The 9,772-nt window shown below is 62.2% G+C and carries 8 protein-coding genes; 4 read left to right on the forward strand and 4 right to left on the reverse strand.

The window, feature by feature from the left end; all coding sequences use genetic code 11:
* The first annotated feature begins 6 nt into the window (after window positions 1-6).
* Window positions 7-2,070: a BamA/TamA family outer membrane protein gene (locus tag ABJF10_RS01920; RefSeq protein WP_348542822.1), complete on the forward strand. Its 2,064-nt coding sequence runs from the start codon at window positions 7-9 to the stop codon at window positions 2,068-2,070.
* Between the two features lie 121 nt (window positions 2,071-2,191).
* On the opposite strand, the gene ABJF10_RS01925 is transcribed toward ABJF10_RS01920, so the two are convergent.
* The 3 genes from ABJF10_RS01925 to ABJF10_RS01935 form a co-directional block, all read right to left on the reverse strand.
* Window positions 2,192-4,531: a M56 family metallopeptidase gene (locus ABJF10_RS01925; RefSeq protein WP_348542823.1), complete on the reverse strand. Its 2,340-nt coding sequence runs from the start codon at window positions 4,529-4,531 to the stop codon at window positions 2,192-2,194.
* 2 nt (window positions 4,532-4,533) lie between these two features.
* Window positions 4,534-4,929 (reverse strand): BlaI/MecI/CopY family transcriptional regulator, encoded by a 396-nt coding sequence (locus tag ABJF10_RS01930; protein WP_348542824.1) that lies wholly within the window; start codon window positions 4,927-4,929, stop codon window positions 4,534-4,536.
* A 277-nt stretch (window positions 4,930-5,206) separates the two neighbouring features.
* Window positions 5,207-5,605 (reverse strand): hypothetical protein, encoded by a 399-nt coding sequence (locus ABJF10_RS01935; protein WP_348542825.1) that lies wholly within the window; start codon window positions 5,603-5,605, stop codon window positions 5,207-5,209.
* Between the two features lie 188 nt (window positions 5,606-5,793).
* On the opposite strand from ABJF10_RS01935, the gene ABJF10_RS01940 reads away from it, so the two are divergent.
* Window positions 5,794-6,540, forward strand: coding sequence for a hypothetical protein (locus ABJF10_RS01940; protein ID WP_348542826.1), 747 nt, complete (start codon window positions 5,794-5,796; stop codon window positions 6,538-6,540).
* Here ABJF10_RS01940 and ABJF10_RS01945 read toward each other — a convergent pair.
* The gene (locus tag ABJF10_RS01945; protein ID WP_348542827.1) at window positions 6,537-7,268 is read right to left on the reverse strand and encodes a TerC family protein; all 732 of its coding nucleotides are present in this window, start codon (window positions 7,266-7,268) and stop codon (window positions 6,537-6,539) included. The genes ABJF10_RS01940 and ABJF10_RS01945 overlap by 4 nt on opposite strands.
* A 181-nt stretch (window positions 7,269-7,449) precedes the next feature.
* Between ABJF10_RS01945 and ABJF10_RS01950 the strand changes: the two genes are divergently transcribed.
* Together ABJF10_RS01950 and bamD are read left to right on the forward strand one after the other, a co-directional pair.
* Entirely contained in the window at window positions 7,450-8,301 is an 852-nt protein-coding gene (locus ABJF10_RS01950; protein WP_348542828.1) for a hypothetical protein, read from the forward strand.
* 108 nt (window positions 8,302-8,409) lie between these two features.
* Window positions 8,410-9,618 (forward strand): outer membrane protein assembly factor BamD, encoded by a 1,209-nt coding sequence (bamD, locus tag ABJF10_RS01955; RefSeq protein ID WP_348542829.1) that lies wholly within the window; start codon window positions 8,410-8,412, stop codon window positions 9,616-9,618.
* The last annotated feature ends 154 nt before the right edge of the window (window positions 9,619-9,772 follow it).

Raw genomic sequence — 9,772 nt, forward strand, 5'->3', positions numbered from 1 at the left:
CCCACCGTGAAACTTCGTACCCGCCTCCCAGCTTTGCTCCTCGCCTGCGGGGCGGTGGTCGCTTCCGCGCAGGAGGGCGGCGGCCTGCAACACATGCTCCCCGGAGCCGGGCTGCTGGCGGAAACGGTGCAGAACGCGGCGACCAACAAGATCGAGATCACCGGCGAGCAGGCTTTCACCGAGCAGGAAATCCGCGCGCCGCAAACCGAGGAAATCCGTGACATCATGGAAAAAGGCGTGACCCCGGCCAAGGCAGACGACCTCGCTTTCTACATCGGCTCCTTCTACCGCAAGGCGGGCTATTCAAAGGTCGCCGTCGACTACGAAATACACGGCGACAAATTGCTCATCAAGATCAACGAGGGTCCGCACTCCGCGCTGCACAAGCTCATCTTCACCGGCAACCACGTCGTGGATGAGGCCACGCTCTACGACTACATGATCGGCGCCACGCCGGACCAACTGGCGCGCCAGCCCGCCAAGTTTCCCTTCACTTCCGCCGAGATCTCCGCCGGCGTCGATCGCGTGCGCGGCCTGTACCTTTCGAAAGGCTACCTGAATGTGGCCATCGACTCCTCGAAAGTGCAGCTCTCGCCCGATGGCAAGGAAGCCGACGTGACCGTGAGCATCAACGAGGGAGCGGCCCTGGCCGTGGGCGAAGTCACCTTCACCGGCGAGACGCTTTACCCGCGCGATCAGCTCATCACCGCGCTCGGCGAATCGACCACGGGGCCGTTCGCGCCGGGCCTCGCCGCGGTCATGCAGCGCAATCTGCAATCCTTCTACAAGGCGCACGGCTACTATCACGCGGAAGTTACTGTAAGCGCCGATTCCGCCACTGCCCACGGCGGGCGCGTGCCGATGGCCTTTCATGTCTTGCCCAAGGGCCTGTTCCGCTTTGGCAGCGTCACGGTAAAAAATGAAACGGACCGCCCCCGGCTCCACGCCGATTTCCTGCCGAAGCGTTTCACCAGCCTGAATGGCCAGGTCTACGATCCCGCGAAGCTCGACGAGACTTTCCGCGAAATGCTGCGCACCGGACTTTTCGACAACCTGCGCGTCTCGCTCGATCCTACCCCCGCCAACGACCTCACGATCAATCTCACCGCCAACGAAGCCAAATCCAAGGAAGTCGGTTTCACCATCGGCGCCGGCAGCTACGAAGGCATCTCCATCGGCGTGCGTCTCGCGGATCGCGATCTCTTCGGCTCTGGACGCCCCATCACTTTCTCCGCGGATTATTCGCAGCGCGGGATCAAGGGCGAATTACTCTACACCGATCCTTGGCTGCTCGATTCGCGGTTCGCCTTGCGCAGCCGCATCTATTCCGAGGCCCGCGATGAAAAGGGTTATTCGAAAAATGGCCTTGGCGTCCGCACCGACGTAACCCGCAAATTCATGCCGCATCTCGAGCTCGGCGTCTTCGCCGAAGCGGCCAACAAGACGGTGACCGCCAACGGCATCGACGAGACGCTGCTCGGCCCGCTCGAATACACCACCGTCAGCGTCGGCCTCACCCAGAATTCCGACTTCCGCAACGACCCCATCAATCCCGCGCGCGGCTTTGTCTTCAATTCTTCGTTTTCCGTCTTCGCTGTCGATGGCGAAACCTATTCGCAAAGCATCGCCCGGTTTTCCTACTACCTGCCCCTCGGCAAGACCATGCTCGCGTTCGGTGCGCGCGGCGGCTTCATCTCGGCGGATATCGATCGCATCCCGATCGACTCCCGCTTTTTTAACGGCGGCAGCAACACCGTGCGCAGCTTTTCCGAGCGCGACCTCGGCCCGAAGGACCACGGCAATCCCATCGGCGGGAATATCTTCACCGTCTTCAACATCGAGTACACCTTCCCGCTGTTCGGCGCCCTCAACGGCGCGACCTTTATCGATGCCGGCAGCTTGAAAAACGACGACGTCCCCGGCAGCAGCGACCTGCGCTACGGCGTCGGCGTCGGCCTGCGTTACAAGCTCCCCATCGGGCCGGTGCGTCTCGACTACGGTGTGAACCCCAACCGCCGCGACGGCGAGCCTTTCGGCGCCGTGAACTTCAGCTTCGGCTTCGCGTTCTAAATCCGATCGTGGGTGTAGGGCGCGTGTCCCCACGCGCCGGATTGGCAGTCAAACCTTGCTCTTCCCTCGGCGCGTGGGGACACGCGCCCTACACCAGGGAGTAACGCTGCTTAATCATCGCCTATTTGTCCTCGTCGATGATGTTCTCCGCCAGCCCGGTATTCAGTGAGAATTCGTCCGCCTTGGTCTCCTCGTTCACGGTCAGCGCGGTGGTGTCGATGGTGATGATGTTGCGCTGCCAGCCGTGCAGGAATGTTTCGAATTTCGCTTTTTGCGCATAGCGGTACCCCGGACCGCCGGAAACTCCGATGACCCGGAATTGCTCCACGAGATAGCGCTGCGCCAGGCCGCCGGGCCCATACTTCTCGAAGCTGATCGGGTAATAGCCGTCGTCCGTCGAAAACGTGACGAGGTAATACGTGCCACCCTCACCGAGTACGAATTTGAGTTGGATGAGGCCCGCGGTTTCGTTGCGCTCGACGACGCGCGCCTTCCGGAAAGCAGCCGCCCACGCGGCCCGGTCCGTGAGCCGCCGCATGGAGAGATTCGGCACGAATTCGTCCTCGGTGGTGAGATAGAAAAAGGCGTAGGGCAGGAACACCGCCGTGCCGAGATCGAAGGCCGTGTCCGAATCGAACCGGTAGGACCGTCGGATCGACAGCCACGGGTGCCGGTCTTTGCTCAGCAAGTGCGACTCTTGCCCATCGTACGCTTGCACCACCTCCGGGAAGCGCTGGCCATCGGCCTGGGTAATATTCGAGGAAACGCGGAAGCGTTCACCGGCCATCAGCCCTTCGTAAACGGTGACCCGATGGTCGTATTGAACCTGATGCGGGTTGCGCAGGAGGTAGGCTCCCGCGTAGGTCGTCTCCGTCTTCATCGTGAAGCGGATCGAAGCCACCCCGCGCAGCGACGATACGCAGCCCTCGACAATCGCTTTTTGCAGATCGCTGCTCACTTCCTCGCCTTCCGCCGCCGAGATCGCCGGGCCGGTGGGCAAGGGCTTCTGCTCGCGATAGCCCGGGCCGGGGAAGTCTCCATTGTGATTGAACGGCCCATCGGGCGTCCCGGTCTGCGGGAGCGGGACGCCGTAGTCGATGCGCACGGGGCCGAGAGGAAAATCCAGACGCACTCCATAATACTCGATCTCCGTCGCTTCGATTTTATAGTTAAACTGCGCTCCGAATTCGAGCCGGTGCTTCTCTCCTGGCACCAACAGCGGCGGAGCTTTCGCGACGAGGCGCGCACCGCCCGCGTCCTCCAGACTAAACGAGACCGGAGCGAAGGGCAGAGGCGGCGCGGCCAGCAGCGCTGCCGGATCGGCCAACGGCGACGGGGTCACCGCGACGACCGGGCGAAGGATAACGAGCCCACCGGTGAGCAAGACAGCGCCGGTCAAGGCGGCCAGGCGAATCACTCGGCGAGGCGCCCGACGACGTCGATTGGGATCCAGTATCCGTTCGACCCGGGCCTCGATGCTGGCCCGGCGTAGCATGCCAATGGCCGCGACGGGCAACGGCCCGCTTTCGTGAAACGTGCGCACCAGCGCGACCAAGCTTTCGGCATATATCACGGGCTGCGCCTCCAGCAAGACCACGCAATCGTCCGCCGCCATCTCGGCTTCATTTTGGAGCGCGCGAAGACCGCGCCAGGCGAGCGGATGGAACCAATAAAGGACCGTAACCAGCCGGGCGAAGGCGGAGGAAAACAGATCGTTCCGCCGGATGTGCGCCAGTTCATGGATGAGCGCCGCACGGAGCATCGGCAACGGCCAGGTCAACGCCGCCTCCGGCAGGATCACCTGAGGCCGCAACAAACCCGTCACCAGCGGAACGGAAACATTCGCCGAGCTCGACAGCCGCACCGTCCGGCGCATCCCATTCATGGAACACAGTCCCAGCCAGAGGACGCGTAGCGATCCATCCTCCACCTTTCGAGAATGCGCGATGACGCGGCGCAGATGCAGGATTCCCGCCTGCCATTGGAAAGTAAAAATGGCCACTCCGCCGATCCAAACCACCGGCATCAGCGCTCCCCAAGGCAGCGAACGCCGTTCGGCCGCATCAACACGCGGCACCGAGATCCCGGTCGCCCGCCGCGCCACCGGCGCCGGTTTCGGTAGCGGTATCGTGACCATGTACTCCGGCATCTGGTGATCGAATGCGGGCGCTGGCCGCTCCGGTTCCTCCTGCCATGGCAAAACGGGCAACACCGCCGCCGCACCCGGCCGCGGCGGAGTTGGTGACAAGATCGGCACTCCTACCTGGACGTGAAAGAGCGCCAGCGGCAGCCAGATCGCCATCGACACGAAAGCCAGCAGCCAGACCAGATGCCGCAGCGCTGCCGAGGCCCGTCGGCACAGCAGCGCGAGGAGGCCCGCCAGCAAAAAGGCGACCGCCGGTGCCAGGAGGCCCGCTATCGCCAGGCGCATCCCCATCGCAGAATCCAGGTAAGACATCATGTTCATTGCCGTTTTTTCTTGGCGGACCGGATCATCTTCTCCAGCCGGTCCAGTTCTTCATCCGTCACCTTGAGTGCTTCGCTATGGATCAGCGTGGCCACCACGCTCTCCGCCGAATTGTTGAAAAACGTCTCCATCATCCGCCGCAGCGCCGGCACGCGCGCATTGTCCGCCGGAACCGTCGGCTCAAAAAAGTAACGCATCCCCCGCCGCACATGGCGGAGCAATCCTTTCTTCTCCAGCAAACTGAGCGCCGCACGCACCGCGGAATAACTCGGCGGCGAAGGCATTTTTTCCAGCACCTCCTGCGCACTCATCGACCCCTGCGCATACACCACCTCCATGATCTGGCGCTCCCGGCGGCTGAGGTTGGAAAACGAAGCGGGATCCGGTCTCATCGAGATGCTGAAATATCAGCATCTCTGCCGGCGATCAACAGGAAATGCTGATTTTTCAGCATCTCGAAAAACATTCACGCGACTGCTCGTAAAACACTCACGTCGCTGAAAACGCCAACGGCGTTTCATCATCCAGCCCAAGGTTGCGAGGCACGAGCTACCTTGGGTCCACTCCACACAACGCGTCCAACCCTGAAAGGGTTGCATCAAACAGATCAGCGGCGTTGAGAAAGATGCCGTCCGTTCAGAGTCAGGTGTTGCGGAGGCTTTCGATCGGTTACAGTTCGTAAAGCCGCTCCGTGGCGCAGGAGCCTGCCGCGGAATCAAAAGTCGCATCCATTCGGTTGTAGTAATTGGGGTACGTCGGCACGAGGCGGATGAACTGTTGCATAGCATCGAGCAGGCCAGCGGCGAGCCCGCCGCGAGCAACGCGCTTGAACTCGCGGCGCACGGGATAAATCGTGAAACACAAGCCGGCTGACGAATGAGCTGAAAAGAGCGCGGCGCCGCGGTATTCGACACGGAGAATAATATATGGTCTCCGCTCATCGAGAATGCGGGTGAACTCCGAGGCGAACGTCGTCGGATGCGCGCAGAAATAAAAAGTCGCCTCCGACCAACCCGTCAAATCGCCAAAATGCTCACGCAACAGCTCGTAGCCGCTGGGAAATGCCATCTCGTGACAAATTCTGTTTGACTCCGCTATATTGAGCGTTCATATAAGATCAATATGAAATCAATAGTGCTCAACAATAGTCCAATTGAGCAGTGCCCGCCGCCGCCCGAATTTGGGGCCGCACTGGGCTCTCGTCTCTCGGTTTCCCCGCACTCCCCACTACAGAGAAATCGCACCCATTCGCACCCATGAGTAATCCCAACCGCTGCGGCAAAATCGCCCGGCTTCCCAAGCCGATCCGCGAAGAAATCAACCAGCGCCTCGAAAGGGGCGCCACCGCCAGGTCCCTTGTCCCCTGGCTCAACGACCTGCCGGAGGTCCAGGCTCTCGTCGAGGTCGAGTTTGACGGCCACCTCGTCAGCGAGCACAACCTCTCCCAGTGGAGAAACGGCGGTTATCAGGATTGGCTCCGCTATCAGGAGGCGGTCGCCTTCGCCGAACACCTGCACGAGAGAGCCGGGGATATGAAGGCCATGGAAAAGGACCGCATGCCGATGAGCGAAGTCTTCTCTCTCTGGATGACCTCCCGCCTGGCCGTCTCCACCCGCGAAATCGAGTCGCTGAAGGGCGACGCCGCCTGGCGCAAGCAACGCCAGTTCTGCGACGACCTCATGAAGATGCGCCGCGCCGAGCAGCGCGACGAGCAATTGCAACTGGAACGCGAACGCCTGGAATTGCAGCGCGCCAAAGCGGAACTCCAGCGCGAGCGCCGGGAGATCGAGCATAGCGAAAAGCAGCGCCCCAGCATGAAAGGCCGGAGCCAGCCCGAGGCCAAATCGAAGTCTGCCCGCCCGTGGCAGGACTGGAGCGCTGAGGAGAAAATCGCCGGGGCACGCCGGCCGGAGACTCACCGCAGCCCGAAATCACCAACGCCCAGCCCGTGCATCATCCGGCCCTGCGCACCAGACATGGAACCACACGAGCGCGCCGCCTAGCCAGCCGTCGTCGTCTTCGCCTTCTTCTTCTTCTTCTTGCGCATGCGGATGTTCAGCATTTCCACGCCGAAGGAGAACGCCATGGCGAAGTAGATGTAGCCCTTTTCAACGTGCTGTCCGCAACCGTCGGCAATGAGCACCACGCCCACGAGCAGCAGGAACGACAGGGCGAGCATCTTGATCGTCGGGTGCTGGTTCACAAAATCGCTGATCGGCTTCGCGGCCACGAGCATCACGCCCATGGCCAGCACGACCGCGGCGATCATCACCTCGATATGCTGCGCCAGACCCACCGCGGTGATGACCGAGTCGAGCGAGAAGACGATATCGATCACCACGATCTGCGCGACGACCGAACTGAGCGTCGCCCGTCCCTTTGTGGACGGATCGTGCTCTTCCTCTTCCACCGTGTTGTGAATCTCATGCACACTCTTCCAGAGCAGGAATACGCCGCCGGCGATCATCACCAGGTCCTTGCCCGAAACGCCGTGCCCGCCGATCGCGAACAGCGCCGCCGTCAGCCGCGTGAGCCAGAAGATCGAGCACAGGAGCAGCACCCGCGTGATCAGCGCGAGCAACAGGCCGATCGTCCGCGCCTTGCCTTGCTGCGCCGCGGGCAGCTTCCCCGCAAGGATCGAGATGAAGATGATGTTATCGATGCCGAGTACGATCTCGAGCACGGTGAGCGTCACGAGACTGATCCAGAGATTGGGGTCGGTAAGCGACATCGGCCGGTAAAAAAGGCGCGCCGCCCGCGACGGTAAAGCCAAATCGACACGGATATGTTCACCACGAAGGCACCAAGGCACGAAGGGAGGAAGTCGCATCCGCCCACCACACCGGCACACCATCTTCTCAACCCCTTTCGTGTCTTCGTGCCTTTGTGGTAAAGACTGCACCCAGCTCAAGATGACCTCGCCCCTTTCCCGCCGCCGTTTTCTCGCCAGCCTCGCCGCCGCCAGCGTCGCCCTGCCCCGCGCCGCCCACGCCATCGCCGACAGCGCGACGCTCGAGATCATCGTGGAAAATGGCGGCTGGGGAAAAGCGGCGCCGGCGGACATCCGCGCCGTGCTGCTCTCCACGGCCAACGAACTCTGGCAGCACTGCCCCGGCCAGCGCATCAAGCCCATCCGTGTCTATCATCGCCCGAATTTTCCGCAGACCGATTTCGTGCACGACTGGCGCGGGCGCGTCCGCATCGGCCTGAACATCGAGGACGCGCGCTGGGCGCAGATGATCTTTCAGTTCGGCCACGAATTCTGCCACGCGCTCGCCCAGCACAGCACCATCGCCCTGCGCGGCTGGCATCCACCCCGCCACGCCAATCTCTGGTTCGAGGAGAGCCTGTGCGAAGCGAGTTCGCTCTTCGTCCTGCGTCGTCTGGCCGTCACCTGGCAGCAGAACGCGCCCTACGAAGTCTGGCGCACCTACGCCCCGACGATCGCTAAGTACACCAGCGACCGCCTCGCCCGGCCCGAGCACCAGCTTCCCGCCGAGACTACGTTCCTCACCTGGTTCCGGCAAAATGAAACCGCGCTCCGCGAGAACGCCTGCCTGCGTGAAAAGGATGTGATCATCGCGCGCCAGATGCTTCCGCTCTTCGAGGCCGACCCCGCCGGTTGGGCCACCGCCTGTTATCTCAATCTCGGCACCCACCAGCAAGGCAAGTCCCTCACACAGCATTTCTCCGAATGGCAAAACAACAGTCCGTCAGAGCTGCGCCCATTCCTCAGCCGCCTCACGTCCCTTTTCTTCGGCTGACCCGCATGCACCTCTCCTTCCCCCAACAGAGTAAACACCCTGCTGCCAAAGCTCGCGGCTGGCTGATCGCTTGACGCCTCCGCCTCACTTGCTTAGCGTGCGCGCCTCATGTCGAAAACTGCGCCCATCCTTGCCCTCACGCTGCTGTCTCTGCTCGTGCCGCTGAGCCGGGTGGACGCCGCCGTTGTTTATCGCTCCGATGAAGGTTGGACGGTCGAAGGCGACGACACCGCCGTGGCCGGCAACGCCGCCGAGCAGATGAAGAAGGCGGAGAAGATGCAGGAGAACGGCGACGATTCCGGCGCTTACAAGGCCTACAAGGCCCTGGTCAAACGCTACGGGCAATCCTTTCTCGCTCCCAAGGCCCAGCGCAAGGTCGGCCAGTTGCTCGAAAAACACGGGGACAACAACAAGGCCTACGACGCCTACAGCTACTACCTGACGAAGTATCCGCAGGGCGAAGATTTCGATGCCGTCTGTGATTCGATGTTCAAGATCGCCAAGCTTTTTCTCGAGGGCGAGAAGCACAAGGTCCTCGGCGTACCGGTGGGCACCTACGGCCCGGCCCGGGCGCAGGCCATGTTCGAGGGCATCGTGAAGAATGCGCCGTTCAGCAAGCTGGCGCCGCTGGCGCAGTTCAACGCCGGCTCGGCGCTGGAGAAACTCGGCGACTATCCCAAGGCCATCGAGGCCTATCAATTGGTCTACACCAAATATCCGAACGATCCCGTCGCCGCCGATGCGCTCTACCAGGTGGGTTACGTCCGCGCCCGGGAGGCGCGCGAAGGTTCCTACGATCCCGCGACCAACAAGAAGGCGCGCGAGGCGTTCGAAGATTTCATGGCCCGCTACCCGAATAGCGAGAAGGCGGCGCAAGCCAAAGAGAACATCAAGACCCTCGAAGGGGGCATCAACAAGAACACCCTTGAGATCGCGAAATTTTACGACAAGACGAAGAAGTTCAAGGCGGCCGTCATCTACTATAATGACGTGATCACCGGGCAGCCGGGGACGCCTGACGCCGATTACGCCAAGGGCCGCATCGAGGCGCTGAAGGGTCTCTACGGCGAGGACGCCTTGCGGGCCGGACCGGAACGCACCGAGACGGGCGCGCGCGCTCAGGAACGCCGGAAGTTGCAGGCCAAAGTGGATACCGTGTCGCGGCCGGATTACGTGGGACCGCCCGTCGCCGAGATCAAGGAAAAGATCCAGACCGGCCCCGCCAAGCCGAAGCTCCGCACTTCGCCGGACAGCCTCGGACCCGTGCCCGCCGTCGAACCACCGCTCCCCGGCCAGGACACACCCAAGCTCCAATGAGATTCGCTCTTCTTCTCCCCCTCGCGGCTCTGGGCCTGCTCTTGAGCGGTTGCGCCGGCTACAAGCTCGGCCCCGTGCAGCCGAAATTCATGGCGGACATTCACAAGATCGCCATCCCGACTTTCCGCACTGACACGCTGGAACCGCGCGTCGA

Source organism: Chthoniobacter sp. (assembly GCF_040003245.1).
Classification (GTDB): domain Bacteria; phylum Verrucomicrobiota; class Verrucomicrobiia; order Chthoniobacterales; family Chthoniobacteraceae; genus Chthoniobacter.